The organism is Ruegeria sp. CH6 (assembly GCF_056537005.1).
The window spans coordinates 20,672-37,920 of sequence record NZ_JBQFQS010000006.1; the positions used below are offsets into that span (position 1 = coordinate 20,672).

19 protein-coding genes are annotated in these 17,249 nt (G+C 55.1%); 14 read left to right on the forward strand and 5 right to left on the reverse strand.

The annotated features are described in order from the left end of the window. Positions 1–231 precede the first annotated feature (231 nt). Genes ACR0CW_RS13840 through ACR0CW_RS13865 form a run of 6 tightly spaced genes read left to right on the forward strand, consistent with a single transcriptional unit; the run spans position 232 to position 4,918 of the window. Positions 232–2,214 (forward strand): TonB-dependent receptor domain-containing protein, encoded by a 1,983-nt coding sequence (locus ACR0CW_RS13840; protein WP_480788222.1) that lies wholly within the window; start codon positions 232–234, stop codon positions 2,212–2,214. 20 nt (positions 2,215–2,234) lie between these two features. Then, positions 2,235–2,675, forward strand: a complete 441-nt coding sequence (locus tag ACR0CW_RS13845) for a hypothetical protein (protein ID WP_209016345.1) — start codon at positions 2,235–2,237, stop codon at positions 2,673–2,675. 3 nt (positions 2,676–2,678) lie between these two features. After that, on the forward strand, positions 2,679–3,347 hold the full coding sequence (locus ACR0CW_RS13850) for a MotA/TolQ/ExbB proton channel family protein (protein ID WP_480788223.1): 669 nt from the start codon (positions 2,679–2,681) through the stop codon (positions 3,345–3,347). Beyond that, a complete protein-coding gene (locus ACR0CW_RS13855; RefSeq protein WP_480788224.1) occupies positions 3,337–3,708 on the forward strand; it encodes an ExbD/TolR family protein in 372 nt (123 codons plus the stop codon). Before ACR0CW_RS13850 ends, ACR0CW_RS13855 begins: the two co-directional genes overlap by 11 nt. Continuing rightward, positions 3,705–4,100: an ExbD/TolR family protein gene (locus ACR0CW_RS13860; RefSeq protein ID WP_480788225.1), complete on the forward strand. Its 396-nt coding sequence runs from the start codon at positions 3,705–3,707 to the stop codon at positions 4,098–4,100. The genes ACR0CW_RS13855 and ACR0CW_RS13860 overlap by 4 nt, the downstream gene beginning before the upstream one ends. Further along, positions 4,097–4,918, forward strand: a complete 822-nt coding sequence (locus ACR0CW_RS13865) for a TonB family protein (RefSeq protein WP_480788226.1) — start codon at positions 4,097–4,099, stop codon at positions 4,916–4,918. Before ACR0CW_RS13860 ends, ACR0CW_RS13865 begins: the two co-directional genes overlap by 4 nt. Positions 4,919–5,212: 294 nt before the next feature. Here the strand turns inward: ACR0CW_RS13865 and hpaR are convergent, their stop codons facing one another. Then, positions 5,213–5,653, reverse strand: coding sequence for a homoprotocatechuate degradation operon regulator HpaR (gene hpaR / locus ACR0CW_RS13870; protein WP_480788227.1), 441 nt, complete (start codon positions 5,651–5,653; stop codon positions 5,213–5,215). Positions 5,654–5,760: 107 nt separating this feature from the next. Between hpaR and ACR0CW_RS13875 the strand changes: the two genes are divergently transcribed. From ACR0CW_RS13875 to ACR0CW_RS13910, 8 genes are read left to right on the forward strand one after another with little or no spacing between them, the layout of a single operon-like run. After that, complete coding sequence (locus ACR0CW_RS13875; protein ID WP_480788228.1) at positions 5,761–6,159, forward strand: 5-carboxymethyl-2-hydroxymuconate Delta-isomerase; 399 nt, start codon at positions 5,761–5,763, stop codon at positions 6,157–6,159. 3 nt (positions 6,160–6,162) lie between these two features. Continuing rightward, entirely contained in the window at positions 6,163–7,674 is a 1,512-nt protein-coding gene (gene hpaE / locus ACR0CW_RS13880) for a 5-carboxymethyl-2-hydroxymuconate semialdehyde dehydrogenase (RefSeq protein ID WP_480788229.1), read from the forward strand. A 53-nt stretch (positions 7,675–7,727) separates the two neighbouring features. Beyond that, a complete protein-coding gene (hpaD, locus tag ACR0CW_RS13885) occupies positions 7,728–8,711 on the forward strand; it encodes a 3,4-dihydroxyphenylacetate 2,3-dioxygenase (protein WP_480788230.1) in 984 nt (327 codons plus the stop codon). Between the two features lie 9 nt (positions 8,712–8,720). Then, positions 8,721–10,193 carry an NAD-dependent succinate-semialdehyde dehydrogenase gene (locus ACR0CW_RS13890; protein WP_480788231.1) on the forward strand — a complete coding sequence of 491 codons (1,473 nt, stop codon included), beginning with the start codon at positions 8,721–8,723 and terminating at the stop codon, positions 10,191–10,193. Beyond that, positions 10,193–11,047 carry a fumarylacetoacetate hydrolase family protein gene (locus ACR0CW_RS13895; protein ID WP_480788232.1) on the forward strand — a complete coding sequence of 285 codons (855 nt, stop codon included), beginning with the start codon at positions 10,193–10,195 and terminating at the stop codon, positions 11,045–11,047. The genes ACR0CW_RS13890 and ACR0CW_RS13895 overlap by 1 nt, the downstream gene beginning before the upstream one ends. Further along, positions 11,044–11,844, forward strand: coding sequence for a 2-oxo-hept-4-ene-1,7-dioate hydratase (gene hpaH, locus ACR0CW_RS13900; protein ID WP_480788233.1), 801 nt, complete (start codon positions 11,044–11,046; stop codon positions 11,842–11,844). The genes ACR0CW_RS13895 and hpaH overlap by 4 nt, the downstream gene beginning before the upstream one ends. A 13-nt stretch (positions 11,845–11,857) precedes the next feature. Next, positions 11,858–12,913: an aldolase/citrate lyase family protein gene (locus ACR0CW_RS13905; RefSeq protein ID WP_480788234.1), complete on the forward strand. Its 1,056-nt coding sequence runs from the start codon at positions 11,858–11,860 to the stop codon at positions 12,911–12,913. Positions 12,914–12,943: 30 nt separating this feature from the next. Further along, positions 12,944–13,675, forward strand: coding sequence for a metallophosphoesterase family protein (locus ACR0CW_RS13910; protein ID WP_480788235.1), 732 nt, complete (start codon positions 12,944–12,946; stop codon positions 13,673–13,675). 24 nt (positions 13,676–13,699) lie between these two features. Here ACR0CW_RS13910 and ACR0CW_RS13915 read toward each other — a convergent pair whose 3' ends face one another. The 4 genes from ACR0CW_RS13915 to ACR0CW_RS13930 form a co-directional block, all read right to left on the reverse strand. Then, positions 13,700–14,755, reverse strand: coding sequence for a 2Fe-2S iron-sulfur cluster-binding protein (locus ACR0CW_RS13915; protein WP_480788236.1), 1,056 nt, complete (start codon positions 14,753–14,755; stop codon positions 13,700–13,702). Beyond that, positions 14,752–14,979 carry a hypothetical protein gene (locus ACR0CW_RS13920; RefSeq protein ID WP_480788237.1) on the reverse strand — a complete coding sequence of 76 codons (228 nt, stop codon included), beginning with the start codon at positions 14,977–14,979 and terminating at the stop codon, positions 14,752–14,754. The genes ACR0CW_RS13915 and ACR0CW_RS13920 overlap by 4 nt, the downstream gene beginning before the upstream one ends. An 81-nt stretch (positions 14,980–15,060) precedes the next feature. Next, entirely contained in the window at positions 15,061–16,221 is a 1,161-nt protein-coding gene (locus tag ACR0CW_RS13925; protein ID WP_480788238.1) for an aromatic ring-hydroxylating oxygenase subunit alpha, read from the reverse strand. Between the two features lie 52 nt (positions 16,222–16,273). Next, positions 16,274–16,849 carry a TetR/AcrR family transcriptional regulator gene (locus ACR0CW_RS13930; RefSeq protein WP_480742424.1) on the reverse strand — a complete coding sequence of 192 codons (576 nt, stop codon included), beginning with the start codon at positions 16,847–16,849 and terminating at the stop codon, positions 16,274–16,276. Between the last annotated feature and the right edge of the window lie 400 nt (positions 16,850–17,249).

Consider the following 17,249-nt stretch of genomic DNA (forward strand, 5'->3'; position numbering starts at 1 on the left):
TCACAAGATTGATCGCAAGGCTATACTTCCGCTGCATCCATTGTGACCTCACAGGCCGCTGCCGGACGTTGCGTAGTCAATATTGATATAAAGATTGTTTGTTGACTATTTTAGTAAGCTTTATTAACGGTCCCACGTCACTGAACAGTGATTCAGAAAACAAGACCAAAACAGACCACCGCCAGCTTAGTGCAAGCCCTTCCGGTCCAAGTGTGTATCGAAGGGACAGAAATGCGTGCACAATTTCGAATGATGAGGCTTTTGGGCACAGCCTCTTGCCTGAGCATAATCGCAGCAGGGGCTTTGGCGCAGGAACAGGGACAGGAAGATGGCTTCCTGGGCACCTTGGAACTGAGTGAAAGTAAACGTGAGATCCAGACAGACACGGCAATTCCGATCACAAACATTGATCAGGAAGAGATCAATGATCGGCAGGCCAACACTGTTGCAGAACTGATCGACTCGGTTCCTGGTGTGACGCTTGTGAATGGCTCGACGCCTCAGGGGTCCGGTATTAATATCCGCGGCTTCGGCGCGAATGGTACATTCGGAACCGACCAGAAAGTTCTGATTCAGGTCGATGGCGCGACCACCGGTGCCGAAGAGCTTTATCGTATCGGCAACCAGCTGTTCACCGATCCGGAGCTTTATAAAAGCGTATCCGTTCTACGCGGCACCGTAGGTTCATTCGAGTACGGATCCGGCGTTGTTGGCGGTGCAATTCTGCTGGAAACCAAAGACGCCTCTGACTTCACCGGAGGTCAACCTGGCTTCCGCTTCCGACAAACCTTTGGCGGAGCATCAAATGGCGATGGCTTCCTGTCCTCATCCATTCTGGCATGGCAACCGACCGAGCAGTATGAATTCTTGCTGAACTACACTCACCGCGAACAGAGCGATCAGAAAGATGGCGGCGGCGAAACCATCGGAAACAGTGCATTTGAGCTGCCGTCATACCTTGCGAAAGCCAAATTCTCATTCGGTGACAATCTCGAGCACTCTCTGACCGCGTCTTGGAACAACTCGACCTCTCAGGAAAGAGATGTCCCTTACGACTCGTTTGGAACGACTTCCGGTGCTTTTGGGAATGTCGACAGAGATATCGAGACGGCTGTTGGTATCTTGCGCTATCAATATCGACCTGCAGACAATGATCTGATCGATCTTGACGTCAATCTGAGCTACTCGGATCAGCAAATCGACAGTTCTGCCGTAGGACGTCCTTCGCCACTGCTGGACGCCGATCACCGGTATGAAACGACTAAGCTGACGGTCAAGAACACAGCTTATTTCCAGACCGGAATAGTCAATCACGACCTGCGCGTCGGTGTTGAATACATCAACCGCGAACGGCTTGATGCGTTTGCAGCGCCCGGTGGAACGGATCGTCGATTTGCATTCTTTGCAATTGACGACATGCAGGTAGGTGAAAACTGGACAATCACACCCGCCATTCGCTACGAGACCCAATCGATCAAAGGCGACGCGGACCAAAGCCCGCCGGACAACGCCAGCTACAACAACAATGCCCTGATGGGCGGGTTGTCGGCACGTTACGAATTCGAAAGTGGTTTCGCGGTATTTGCCAGCGGTGCCTATACGGAGAATCTGCCGATCATCGACGATCTTGGAACTCCGTTGTTCATGACCCAGCCCGAGAAATCGACGACCTGGGAAGCTGGCTTCTCATATGACCGTGGCGATGTGTTTTCCTCTGGTGACGTTATACGTGCCAAAGTCAACCTGTACGATACAACCCTGCGGGACATCACGTCGTATCGTAATCTTGACGAAGTCAACGCTCAGGGCGTTGAGATCGAAGCATCCTATGCACATGCAAGCGGCTTCTACGTCGACTTCAATGCCAACGTGACAGATGCGACAGAAACCAACAACACCGGGGCTGAATCCCGCTGGCGCAACGAACCGGCAGACACAGCCCGCCTTACACTCGGCAAACGGTTTGGTGAAACGCTGGATGTAAGCTGGGAAATCTTGGGTGCCAAAGCGGTTCAAACCAACGGCCGTACTCTGGCTGCCGGGTATGGTGTGAATACACTGCGCGCAACCTACCTGCCGCAAGAAGGCGTCCTTGAAGGTTTCGAGTTCCGCGTCGGGATCGAGAACATCCTGGACAAGAACTACCTGCCGTATCTGTCGACCCGAAATGCACCAGGTCGCAACTTCAAGCTGACACTGGCGAAAACCTTCTGAACCAATCGAAAGGACCGACAATGAAGAAAACCCATTTTCGCAACATTGTCCGAGCGGTCCCGACAATCCTGCCCCTGATCACAGGGGCAGGATTTGCCGCAGCTCAGGAACCCCCCGGTGTTATGATCGAACTGAGTTCGGCGGAAGCCAAAGACGACGGCTGCCTGCTGAATTTTCTGATCGAGAACAGCAATCCGGATGATATTTCCTCAGCGGTTTATGAGGTCGTCCTTTTCGGCGAAGAGGGAGAGGTTTCGTTGCTGACTCTGCTCGACTTCGCCGAACTACCCACCGGACGCCCGAGGGTAAGACAGTTTCAGTTCAACGACAGACAGTGCGACCAGATCGGAGGAATTCTGATCAACGGCGCAGCGACCTGCGAGATTAACGGCAATTCGACAGACGCCTGCATGGATGGACTGCGTCTCAAAAGCCGGCTTGAAACAGAGATGATCGGTTAACCAATGTCTTATCTTCACAATACCCTCCTGGAAATACTCGAACTTGGCGGCCCGGTTGTCGCCATTCTGATCGCCGCATCAATCGCCACGCTGTCATTGGTCCTGTATAAGCTGTGGCAATATAAAGTTGCGGGCGTTGGACGCCATCTGGAACTCTCTCTCGCGATTGAAGCCTGGGACAGACATGACCGCGACGCAGCGCTGGCCCATTTACGCAAAAGCCGCAGCTATCTGGAGCCTGTGGTCCGGATGGCACTGTCAGGCGGAAATCAGACACTCTCGGACCGCGTCGATGCCGAGGCCGAAGAACGCTTTGCCCGGCTGGAACGCGGATTGAATGTTCTGGAAATGGTGTCACAACTCGCACCTCTTCTGGGGCTGTTTGGAACCGTACTCGGAATGATTGAAGCCTTTCAGGAGCTTCAGGGCGCCGGAAGCGCGGTGGACCCTTCGCTATTGGCTGGCGGTATCTGGGTAGCCCTTATGACAACCGCCGCAGGTCTGGCAGTGGCGATGCCCACCTCTTTGATCCTGACCTGGTTCGAGGCTCGTATGCGACGTGAACGCATTTTTGCGAACCGGGCTCTGCGGACGATCTTTGCACCCGGTCACGCGGCAGAGGAACCACTGGGCGACACCCTCGCGACCACGAAACTGGCTCATGGCGCTTGATACCCGGAAAAAACGGCGCAAGCGCCTGTCACTGACATCGCTGATCGATGTCATCTTTCTGTTGCTGCTTTTCTTCATGCTCAGTTCGACCTTTTCAAAGTTTGGCGAGATCGAACTGACTTCGGCAGGGGCTGGTGGCAGCACACAGGAAAGCACCATCCGTTTTCTGAAACTCGAGGCCGAGCGCATCACACTTGATGGCAAACCCCTGCCCCTCGACCAGCTTGGGGCAGCATTGCAAAGTGACAAGCAGCAGACGGTGTTGATCAGTCTCGAAAAAGAAGCAAGCTCGCAGCAACTTATTAACCTGCTGACGGTGCTGCGCCCCATGAAGATGCTACAGACACGGGTGCTGGGATGATCAGTCTTGATCCAAAATCTGATCAGGCCAAAGAGCCGACAATTGCACTTATCAATGTCGTCTTTCTGATGCTGGTCTTTTTCATGAGCGCGGGCAGTATCGCGCCACCGCTCAGCAACTCTGTACAGCTTGCAGAGACACGGGATCTGGAAGGGCGCGAACCGCCGGATGCATTGGTGATCCGAGCTGACGGCGTTCTTGAATATCGCGGCGCCGAACTGACCTCGGTTGGCGCATATGTGGATCGTGCAGCGCTGGAATTGCCGCTGGATAGTGTTCGGGTCGTCCCGGATCGGGCCTTGCCAGCAACCGAGCTGGTGAAGGTCAGCACAGAATTGCGCGGCCTTGGGGCCAAAAAGATCTTCGTCGTCACTGAAAGAGCGCTGCAATGATCCCGAGTTCCCGTACTGCGGCCATCATCGCCGTCCTGCTGGCCCTCGCCACCCACAGCGTTGCGCTGCACGATTTCTCAGCAAAGGAAGAGATACAGATCGAAGGCGGTGGATCTGTAGAGGTTGCCGCGTTGGGTTCCTCTTTTGAAGACTACACAGCGGGAACTGCAGCGGCAGCTGAAATCACCAAACAACATACCGCCGAAACATCCGAACAATCAAAATCTGTAGACCCTGCCAAGCAGTTGACAGAACCAGAGACCGCTGCTGCAGTCAGTCCGGCACCGGCAACCGCCTCAGCCACACCTGTCGTTGCCGTTCAAAAACCGGCCACGCAACAACAGGCCATGAAACCGGTCGAGCAGGCCGAAACAAAAGCTGTGCCAGAGCAAAGCAAAGTCAAAAAACCTGAACCCGAACCAGAGGCGAAAAGTCAGGTCGCGGCGCAGCAGGGGAATTCTAAGAACAATGCCAAAAAAGGCAGTGAGGCTGGCGAGACAAGCAAGGGCGCTGCAAATGCGCAAAAAGCCAAGGTCAATTCCGCAAAGCAAGGCAATGCCGAGGCGAGTAATTATGCCGGACTGGTCAAGCGTGCCATCATGCGCTCGCGCCGAAAAAGCGTTAACATCCGAGGAGCGGCGCTGGTATCATTTCGCATTGCCGATAACGGCTCCTTGCTGTCCGCCTCGATCAGCCGCAGCTCGGGATCAAAGCGACTGGATCAGGTCGCACTTGCACAGGTAAAAGCCGCGGCTCCTTTTCCCCCGCCACCGCCCTCTGCCAGACGGGATTTCACCATAAAGATTGTGGGGAAATAGCAAGCATCTGCTTCTCGCGGAGAAGGTGCTAATTCATCGGCAGGCAGTATGGCCTGCCTCCCTGCCCCGATTTGCAATAGAGTTCGATAAGGTTCTGCTACGCTTGGCTTTTACAGCAAAGCCGGGCGATATCGACGTTGTGTTTGTCAACGGCTACGGCTTCCTTCGGCATAAGGGTGGGCCGCTTTACTTTCAGAATTCACGGAAGCCCACATCCTGAGGCAACGCGGTATTCCGATCAGCCGAGCAGTCCTCAATCGATGCCCAAGTGCGCAAACCGATCGCCTTAGGGGATCAGACCCTGACCGCCTGCAGCTCCTCAAGCAGGTCCAGTAGCTGATCAAGCTTCTCCTGCCCCATCTGCTGTTCGATGCTGCTGTAAATTGCCAGCGAGGTCGCAAGGTTTTCTTCGAGTATGAGGCGACCGCTATCGGTGATCGTCACCATGGTGCGCCGCTTGTCCTGACTGTCCTGACGACGAGTAACATGACCGTCAGCCTCCATCGTCCGAAGGATACGGGTAAGGCTGGGCAGCAGCAGGCAGGCCTCTTTCGAGATCGTGCTCTGCTCCACTTCTCCCATCTCATCGAGAACGCGAAGGATCCTCCACTTTTGCTCGGTCAGCTGGATGCCTTGCAACATTTCGCGGATCGGCGCCATGACGGTTTCGCGCGCGCGCAGCAAGGCGATGGGCAAAGCACGCGAGGTGCTGGTGGTATGGCTTTGTACAGTCATATCCGCGTTCTAGAGACCTGGTCCGGGAATTGCAAAGATTAACAAAGCAAGTTCTTGACAGTGTCGATATCATTTACTAAACATGTTTACTAATTAGAGGAGATCACATGCCCCATTTCCACGTCGAATATTCCGGCAACCTCGAGGATCGGATCGACATGGCTGGCCTGTGTGAATGCATCCGATCAACCGCAGCCGAAATTGATACCTTTCCCATGCCCGGCATCCGCGTGCGCGCAACAAAGGTCGATCACTACGCCATCGCCGATGGCAACCCTGATCATGGCTTTATTGATATTTCGATCCGGTTACGGGCCGGGCGCCCTGACGAAGTCAAACAGGATGCCACCCACCGGATATTCGGAGCCGTGAAGGCATATCTGGCACCGGCCTTCTCGCAATACTCCATCGCGCTATCGCTCGAAATGCGCGACATCGACCCCGACCTTTCCCCCAAAACCGGTACGATCCGTGACCATTTGGGACCAAGCACTCAGGAGACCTGACGCATGAGCGCACTGGACACCAACATCGAAAAACTGACCGGCTATCTGGCGCGCTTCAGGCAAGGAGGGATCAAGAACCGTATCGCTGGCAAAGATAAGGACGGCACAGCAGGTGTGTTCCAATCTACATCACCGGTCGACAAGTCAGTGATCTGCGATGTGGCACATGGCACCGCACAGGACATAGATGTCGCCGCCAAAGCCGCCGCTGATGCCTTTCCGGAATGGCGCGACATGCCAGCCACCGAACGCCGCAAAATCCTGCTGAATATCGCTGATGCGATCGAGGCACGCGCCGAAGAAATTGCCTTGTGCGAATGCTGGGACACCGGCCAGACCATCCGTTTCATGTCCAAAGCGGCCCTGCGCGGCGCAGAGAACTTTCGCTACTTCGCCGATCAGGTTGTTCAGGCGCGGGATGGGCAGCATCTGAAATCCCCGACCCTGATGAATGTCACAAGCCGCGTACCAATCGGGCCGGTGGGTGTGATTACCCCATGGAACACACCGTTTATGCTGTCCACGTGGAAGATTGCACCCGCGCTGGCCGCAGGCTGTACAGTGGTCCACAAACCAGCCGAAGACTCGCCGCTGACGGCAAGGCTGCTGGTTGAGATCGCGGAAGAGGCCGGGCTGCCCAAAGGTGTGCTGAATACCGTGAACGGGTATGGCCCCGATGCAGGCAAAGCTCTGTGCGAACACCCGCTGCTAAAAGCGATCGCTTTTGTGGGCGAAAGCCGCACCGGCAGCCTGATCGTAAAACAAGGTGCCGATACTCACAAACGGAACCATCTTGAACTGGGCGGCAAAAACCCGGTCATCGTCTTCGACGACGCTGATCTGGATCGGGCGCTGGATGCCGTGATTTTCATGATCTATTCGATCAACGGTGAACGCTGCACATCTTCTTCACGCCTGTTGATCCAGGACACGATCAAGGAAGAATTCGAGGCGAAACTGATCGAGCGGGTGAACAATATCAAGGTCGGTCACCCGCTGGATCCGGCGACCGAAATCGGCCCGCTGGTCACTCAGGAACATTACGACAAGGTCACCAGCTATTTCGACATCGCCAAAGAAGATGGCGCCACCGTTGCAGCTGGAGGGGTCAAGGTAGGTGACGAAGGCTATTTTGTACGCCCCACACTCTTCACCAATGCAAGCAACGATATGCGCATTGCGCGGGAAGAGATCTTTGGCCCTGTCCTGACTTCGATCCCGTTCACAACCGAAGATGAAGCCCTGCGAATTGCCAACGACACACCCTATGGTCTGACCGGCTATGTCTGGACCAATGATCTGATGCGCGCGCTTCGGTTTACCGACAAGCTCGAGGCCGGAATGATCTGGGTGAACTCGGAAAATGTACGCCACTTGCCCACACCATTCGGCGGGGTCAAAGCATCGGGCATCGGCCGCGACGGCGGTGACTGGAGCTTTGAATTCTATATGGAGCAAAAGCACATCGGCTTTGCCACTGGCCAGCACAAGATCATGCAATTGGGCAAGCTCTAACGGCAGGCCCCGATCCAAGACGCGCGAAACCACACCAACTCCAGGAGGCTTCAATGCCCGTTCCCGCCCCCAATCTGTATCCTGATTTCAACACGATCCGCCTGAGCCACGTCTGCCTGAATGTCAGTGATCTGGCCGCATCGTGTAAGTTCTATTCCGAAGTTCTGGGCCTGCAGGTTTCAGACGAGAGCGACACCCATGTCTATCTGCGAGCCATGGAAGAGCGTGGTCATCATTGTGTGATCCTGCAGAAATCAGATCAACCGGGCACCGTCGAAGTCATGGGGTTCAAAACCTTCGATGAAGCGGACTTGGACCGGGCCGAAGCATACTTCAAAGCCAAGGGCCGTCCGACCGAATGGGTTGAGCGTCCTTATCAGGGGCGGACACTCCTGACCTCTGACAATATGGGAATCCCGCTGGAGTTCTATCACAAGATGGACCGGTTGGAGCCGATCCATCAGAAATACGCCCTCTATCGTGGGGTAAAGCCGCTGCGGATCGATCACTTCAACTGTTTCTCGACCAATGTCGACGACAGCGTCGCTTTCTACAGCGATTTCGGGTTCCGCGTGACCGAATACACCGAGGATGAAGACAGCAAACGTCTGTGGGCCGCATGGATGCATCGCAAAGGTGGCGTTCACGACATGGCATTCACCAACGGAACGGGCCCGCGCATGCATCACGTGGCGTTCTGGGTACCGACGCCGCTCAATATCATTGATCTGCTCGATCTGATGTCCACGACCGGCTATGTCGACAATATCGAGCGCGGACCGGGGCGGCATGGTATTTCAAACGCATTCTTCCTGTACATCCTCGACCCCGATGGTCACCGCATCGAAATCTATTGCTCGGATTACCAGACCGTCGATCCTGATCTGGAGCCGATCAAATGGGACCTGCAAGATCCGCAGCGCCAAACCCTCTGGGGAGCCCCTGCCCCGCGCAGCTGGTTCGAGCACGGTACACCCTTCGTCGGTATTGACGTGAAAGAGGCTGATCTTGCCGCCTCACCCATCATTGCGCCGTAAGGGACTGGAATGCTGGAACTGAAAGATCCCGGGCTGCTGCGTCAGGCAGCCCTTGTTGGCGGTGACTGGATTGAGGCCGATGCAAAAAACGGCTTGGCCGTAACCAACCCAGCCACAGGTGATGTCATTGGATATGTTCCTAATCTGGGGGCTGAAGAGACACGCGCAGCCATCAAAGCAGCTCAAATTACGCAAAAAAACTGGGCAAAGCGGACGGCCAAAGACCGTAGCCAGATCCTGCGTCGCTGGTTTGAGCTGATGATGGCGCATCAGGACGATCTGGGCGCGATCCTGACTGCTGAACAGGGCAAACCGCTGGCTGAAGCGAAAGGAGAGATCGCCTATGGCGCCTCCTTCATCGAATGGTTCGCCGAAGAAGCCCGGCGCGCCTATGGTGACGTCACGCCCGGTCATTCGCCGGACAAGCGGATCATCACGATCAAACAACCCATCGGTGTTGTTGCTGCAATCACACCATGGAACTTCCCCAACGCTATGATCACGCGCAAGGCAGGGCCAGCCTTTGCGGCAGGCTGTTCAATGGTGCTGAAACCCGCCAGCCAGACTCCATTCTCGGCAATTGCACTGGCAGTATTGGCTGAACGGGCGGGCCTGCCCACCGGTTTGTTCTCGGTCATCACAGGCTCAGCCCGCGACATCGGCGGCGAGATGACGTCGAACAAGATCGTGCAAAAACTGACCTTTACCGGGTCGACCGAGATCGGTGCGATACTCTATGCGCAATGTGCGCCCACGATCAAGAAGCTGGGTTTAGAGCTGGGCGGCAACGCACCGTTCATCGTGTTCGACGATGCAGATCTGGATGCTGCCGTCGAAGGTGCTGTAATCGCCAAATTCCGCAACAACGGCCAGACCTGTGTCTGTGCCAATCGAATTTACGTGCAGTACGAGGTTTATGACGCCTTTGCTGAAAAGCTCGCCGCCAAGGTCGCGACCCTGCCCACCGGAAACGGGTTTGACGAAGGCATCATTTTCGGTCCGCTGATCGACCAAGCCGCTGTGGACAAGGTGACCGAACATATTACCGACGCTTCATCAAAGGGTGCTCAGATCACGCTTGGTGGCAAACCGCATGCTCTTGGCGGCACCTTCTTTGAGCCCACCATTCTGACCGGCGTAACGCCGGATATGGCTGTGGCCAGTGAGGAAACGTTTGGCCCGGTCGCGCCACTATTCAGGTTCGACACCGAAGCCGAGGTCGTCGCGGCAGCAAATGATACCGAGTTTGGGTTGGCCTCGTATTTCTATTCGCGTGACATGGCTCGTGTCTGGCGCGTCTCTGAAGCGCTTGAATATGGCATGGTTGGCATCAACACCGGATTGATCTCAACCGCCGAAGCTCCCTTTGGCGGCGTTAAAATGTCCGGACTGGGCCGCGAGGGATCGCGCCATGGTCTGGATGACTTCATGGAACTCAAATACCTGTGCATGGGCGGGATCGATGCCGCCGAGGAGGTCTGATGCGCTTTGCCACCTATACCGCCAACAGCGAAACCTACTTCGGTGCAATCACCGACGAGGGGGCAATTGCGTTGAATGACGCCTTCCCGGGTCACAGCAGCCTCTATGAAGTGATCGCCGCAGGTCAGTTCGACCAACTGGCTAAAGCAGCAGAAGGAAAGCCGGTTACCCACACGGATTTCACCTATGAAATGGTCATGCCCGATGCCCGCCGTATCCTTTGCGTCGGGGTGAACTTTCCGGACCGAAATGCCGAATACAAAGATGGTAGTGAACAGCCAAAATACATGTCGCTGTTTCCCCGCTTTGCCAGCGGCTTCACCGGCCACAACCGCCCTATGATCCGCCCGCCTGAGAACCACACTCTGGACTATGAGGGCGAAGTGGCCATCGTAATCGGCAAAGCCGGGCGGCGGATTTCGCAGGTAGATGCCTATGACCACATCGCTGCACTGACATTGTGCAACGAGGGTACGATCCGTGACTGGGTGCGGCACGCCAAGTTCAACGTCACACAAGGCAAGAATTGGGACAACTCGGGCGCAATTGGTCCGTGGCTGGTGCCTTACACCGATGCGACGCAGCTGGATGACGCCCGCATTCAAACCCGCGTAAATGGTGAATTACGTCAGGACGACACGTTGAACCGCATGATGTTCCCGATCCGGCGCGAGATCGAGTACATCTCGACCTTCATGACGCTGCAACCTGGCGACATCATCGTCACAGGCACGCCCACAGGTGCCGGCGCGCGGTTCGACCCACCCAAATACCTTGCCCCGGGTGATGTCGTCGAAATCTCGGTCAATGGAATCGGTACATTGCGAAACACGGTTGAGGATGAACAGGTATGACACCCGAAGATCACGCCCGTGCCGCAGCAGATCTGCTGGAAGCCGAACGCACGGGTGAGCAGATCGGTTTGCTCACAATGCGCCACCCTGAGATGGGGATGGACGACGCTTATGAAGTGCAGAACGCCATCTATCGCCAGAAACTGGCCGAAGGGCGCAAGGTGATCGGATGGAAGATCGGACTAACCTCGAAGGCGATGCAATACGCGCTGAACATCGACATCCCCGACAGTGGCATACTGTTCGATGACATGGCGTTCGACAACGGTGATACGGTGCCTGCAGGCCGGTTCATTCAGCCCCGGATCGAGGCGGAAATCGCCTTTGTCATGAAGTCAGCCGTCGGTGGGGAAAACGTTGCGCGCGACGATATAGTTGCCGCAACAGACTATGTTGCGCCCTCAATCGAAATCCTCGACACGCGCATTCAGCGGGTAGATTCTGCAACAGGCAAATCCCGGACCGTCTTTGACACGATCAGTGACAATGCTGCCAACGCGGGCATCGTTTTGGGAGCCGAACAACACGCCATCGATATGTTTGATTTGCGCTGGGTCGGGGCGCTGACGTTCCGAAATGGTGAGATTGAAGAGACCGGTCTGGGTGCAGGTGTACTCAACGATCCGGTTGAAAGCGTTGTCTGGCTGGCACGACGCATGGCGCAATACGGCCAAAGCATCGAACCCGGTCAGGTCATCCTGTCTGGCAGCTTCATTCGCCCCGTCGAATGCCCGTCAGGCACCGAGGTTCACGCGGATTTCGGACCGTTCGGATCGGTCGATATCAACTTCGCCTGAAGGAGCGCCACACATGCCCGCGCCAAAGAATATGTTCAAAGCCGCTCTGAAAGCAAGTCAGCCTCAACTTGGATGCTGGATCGGGATGGCTAATGCCTATGCTGCTGAAATCTCATCGACCGCAGGGTTTGACTGGTTGTTGGTCGATGGAGAACACGCACCCAACGATCTACGCTCGATCCTTGACCAGGTGCGTGTGATCGAAGGTTCGGGCAGTGTGCCAGTCGCACGTCTGCCGGTCGGTGAGACCTGGATGATCAAACAGTATCTGGATGGAGGTGTTCAGAACATTCTGGTGCCGATGGTCGAAAGCGGCGAACAGGCCCGAGAGCTGGTTCGGGCCGTGCAATATCCGCCACATGGCGTACGGGGTGTCGGGTCAGCACTTGCACGCGCATCAAACTTTGCTGCGATCCCGGACTATCTGAATACGGCCGACGAACAGATCTGCCTGCTGGTCCAGGTTGAAAACCGCGCTGGTCTGGACGCATTGGACGATATTCTGGCGACCGAAGTTGACGGAGTTTTCATCGGGCCATCAGATCTCGCGGCGGATATGGGACATATTGGTGAGGCCGGTCATCCGGACGTAACAAAGGCCGTTTTGGACGCGATACGCCGGATCGTTGCATCGGGTAAAGCTGCCGGTATTCTGACGCTCGATCCAGTGCTGCAGCGTGAATGTCTGGATCTGGGTGCAACATTTGTGGCCACCAGCATTGATGTGACCTTGTTTGCCAATGCAATACGCAAGGCGGCAGAAGACGCGCTTGCCCTATTGCCGAACCAAAGAGCGTCTGGTGTCGCCCAGACCGGTTCGGCCAGCAAATATCTGCAGCAATTGTGCAAGCACTGGTCCCATAAGGCCGAAGCGTCGTTTGATGCGCATCAGGGCAGCGTGTCGTTCGCCGATGGCTATCGGGTCTCAATGACTGCCGACGACACCCATCTGAATATTCAGGCTGAAACCGGCCCTCGGGGTGATATCACAAAATGGAAAGACGTGATTGAGAGCCATCTGATACGATTTGCCTTCCGCGAAGATTTCAAAATCGAATGGGCTGATTAGCGCCAGATAAGGCCAGAAAGGAACGATCGATTGGCACCCAATCCCGTTTACGCCATCGGAGATATCCATGGCCAGCTAGAGATGCTGCAGGAGGCATTGGCACGGATTGAACAGGACGGCGGAACGGATGCCAGGATTGTCTTTCTGGGCGACTACACGGATCGCGGGCCACAAAGCCGTGAGGTAATAGACCTGTTGCTGCGCGGACAGGCAGACGGTCGCAACTGGATCTTCTTGCGCGGCAATCACGATCAGATGTGTTCCATGTTCATGGAAGAATATCCTCGCAACGATGCCCGTCTATTGGTCGGATATCACTGGCTTCATCCCCGGATCGGAGGGATCGATACGCTGAAATCATATGGGGTGAACGTTGCTGAAGGCGACCGGATCTATCAGGTTCATTCCCAAGCCCGAAACGCTGTACCAAAAGCGCATTTGGAGTTTCTGGCAGGGCTGAAGACCTTTCATCAGGAAGATGGGGTTCTGTTTGTGCATGCCGGTATTCGACCCGGTATCGCACTGGATCAACAGGATCCCGACGATCTGATCTGGATCCGCGACGAGTTTCTGACCTACCGCGAGCCACACCACCATCTCGTCGTCCATGGTCATACCCATGTGGACATGCCCGAACATCATGGCAACCGGATCAATCTGGATACGGGTGCGGGATACGGGAATGCGCTTACCGCCGCCGTGTTCGAGGGCACCCGGTGTTGGGTTCTGGATCAGGACGGCCGAAAACCACTCGCCCACTAGCCCACTAGCCCACTAGCCCAAAACTTAGGGGTACTCGATTGTCAGCGCATCCGATTCAGCAACGCTTTGACAGGTCAGGATTTCTCCGCGCGCGATCTCTTCGTCATCCAAGGCCATCTGCGCACGCATATGGACCTTGCCCTTTTTCAACCTCGCCCTGCAACTTCCGCAAACGCCCGACTGACAGCTATAGTTTGGACGCAAACCCGCAGCGAGGGCAGCTTCGAGCACGGTTTGATCCGCAGCAACCTGAACCGTATGCTCCTGACGGTCCAAAGTAATCGAAGCTGTTGCCGCGATGCCTTTGACCGTTGTGTCAATGGCGCCTGCGCCACCAAAGCTTTCCAAGTGAATACGGTTGTCAGGCACGTCCATCGCCAGCAATGCAGCTCGGGTTGCCTTGTTCATCTCCCCTGGTCCGCAGATCCAATATTGTACGTTCTGCGCGACTGGAGGTGTCTCATCGATCGCAGCCGCGATCGCCTCGGCATCTACCCGACCAGAGCGCCATGGTGAAAACCAGGTCCACATCGAAGGCGAGGACAAAATGTGCCGAACAATGAAACGTTCAGGGTATTCTGCTGCCAGTGCATCAAGTTCTTCGTGAAAGATGATGCTCTTGTGGGATTTGTTACCATAAATCAGATACGCAACCGAATAAGGTTCATCAGTCAGTACTGCATTGATCATCGCATATAGTGGGGTGATACCACTGCCCGCGCCAAAGAAGTAATGCGTGCGCCGTTTCAACGATCCCGGTTCAAGAACAAACCGTCCATCCGGCCTCTGAGATTCAACGATATCGCCAACTGCCAGCCGATCAGCCACATAGTTTGAAACCACACCACCTTTGGTTCGTTTGACGGTGATACGCAGATTTTCACCCGGCGGGTTCGAGATCGTGTAACAGCGGCGATGCTCCTGCCCGTCGATCATAAACCGCAACGGCAGATGTTGCCCCGCCTGCCACTGAAACTGATCGAACGCCTCATCCGGAACGGTCAGGATTACGGTTGTCGCGTCACCGCCAATTTCCTCGCGAATGTCACTTACAGTCAGTTTGAAGAATGCGGCTGTCATGCAACGTACTCTGCACCTAACATCACCCAAAGGCCGCCCAGCACCGCGAGAATTGCGCCCCAGATCCAGTTGGGCGGTTCATATCCGGTAATCCACATGACCGCGTAGTCGACAGCAAACCAGGCGACAACCCATCCCGCCCACATGATCAGGCCAGCACCGCTCAGCATCAACCAGACAAAGCTGGCCAGGAAGATCAGATTAGAAAGAAAAAACAGTATCATGGCTACCCCATCTAAAGTTCAAAACCGGCAACAAAACCAGTTGATCAATCAGCCTGATGAACTCGCAGTGTTTCAGTTACCTCAAGACGCCTCTTGCGCCTTCATGAAATCCAGAATTGCCTGCTGATGGTTCGTAATCGGACTTTCGCCAACGGCGGAAGGCCCGATTTCCAGATACGGGCTATACAGGGATTTCTGCTGCTGTTCACAGGCATAGATATCCTCGGCGGTGAAATCACCCGACGCCATCGGATCGTTTTCATCCATGACGTCATCGCCTTCGTATTTGGGCCCACCAAAACCCTTCCAGAATCCCCAACTGTTCCATTGTTGCTTCTGGAATTCCCAGCCCGAGACGTTAGCCAGCTTGCTCCGGTTCTGGATTCGCGTCAGATCAGGTGCCAGTGGGGTGATGATGAACAGATTCCAGCTCTCTTCACTTGCCCCTATTCCGATCCCGGGGAACAGCATCGGCACCCACGCCCCCGAGTGCGGTTTGGGGATGACACGCGGAAACGGCAGGTTGTTTTCCAGATCTTCCGCATAGTCCGGCGCCGGCGGTTCCCAGAAATGATAATGCGGACCTTTCCAGCCATACTCGGCCTTGGCGTGATCATACATATACAACGTATTCGAATGCAGATGGCTCAGGTGATAGACATCGATATAGTTCTCGACGACGATCTTCCAGTTCGCCCTGATCTCATACGAGCTGGCTGAATCCGGGTATTCGACCAATTCTTCCGGTTTGTGAGGTCCAAGATACGGGTCAACCGCACCGAACCATTCTGCCAGAGATGGCGGATTCGGGTCCGGATGTACGAACAGCATTCCCCGCCAGATATCGACACTCGCCGGTTTCAGACCAAAACACTTCTTGTCAACACCGTTCGGGAACTCTCTGGCCTCATCTGGCACCGAAATCAGGTTGCCTTCCAGGTCATATGTCCAGTCGTGATAGGGGCAGGTCAGAGCCTTTTGCGTCTTGCCCACCGCGCGGATCAACTGAGTGCCGCGATGGCGGCAAATGTTGTGAAACGCGCGCAAACGACGATCCCGCCCCATCACGATAAAGATATTGTTCAGGCCCGCCTGCACCGAGATATAATGCCCGGGCTCAGGAACGTCCTCGGCCAGCCCGGCAAAGCGCCATGTCCGCGAGAAAATCAGGCGTTGTTCTTCATCAAACCAATCCTTTGAGGTGTATGCCTCAACCGGCAGACGGTGGTACATTCGGGTCATTTAATGGCTCCTCAGCCAAGATCGATGGCACGTGTTTTGAATTGCCAAAGCTCTATTTTTTTGGTTCCAGACTGCTTGTCAGCAAGAGGGCCGCGCTTTTCAGCTCGTCGCGCCATGTCTCTGGTGGTTTCAGGGGTGACAGAGAGTCAAATGATACAAAAATCGAAGATACGCCCTGCGCCACAGCGCGAACGCGCTCGGCATCTGCATCGGGGCATGTTCGTTTCAATGTCTCTTCGAGCACTGCCAAAAACCGCACCATGGTCTCCAGTAGTGGTTGAGCAAGGGAGGGGTAATCCCCAACGGATGCCGTCAAAGATTGCCAAACGGTCATCAGTCGTGGATCGATAGCACCATCGCTGGCGAACAGGACTTCGACCAACTGATCGCTGGTTTCAATGTACTGCAATACCTGATCCAGCTCTCCCGTCAGAGCATTGAATGTCCCGACCACATGCTCATTAAGCGCCTCAATCATTTGATCTCGATTGCCCAGATAGTGACGCAGCAATGGGCGCTTTACTCCCGCCTCTTCCGCAATTCTTTCTTGCGTGGCACCTTCAAGCCCAAAACGTGCAACACACGTCATATACGCGTTCAGAATTTCCTCGGAACGTTGTGTTTTCAAACTTGGTCGCGGCATCGAAATTCCATCATTTGTCGGAGTTATACATAGTTGGTCACAGTAAATTGTCAATGTTGACGATAATCGGTATTGTTTCAGAAGAACCTGAATTCAGGCACGTGTCCATGCCGCACAGCCGTCACCAAAGTTCAATAGGTCACCAAGTTCTCGGAAAACAAACAACCCCATTGGCTACAAAAACCTAAGTTTTGCAGCCAGAACTGACCAAGTCAGCAGAAGCAAAAAATAAAGATCATATTTGTCTGGATCCGCAGCTGCCTTCAGGAGGTACAGCCAGGCCAGCACCCGTCACGACAAACCAGACCTGCAGTCCATGTGGATTATCATTAGAGGCCCGCAAAAATTGCGGGCCTCATTGAGTACTTAGCAACCAGATCCGCCC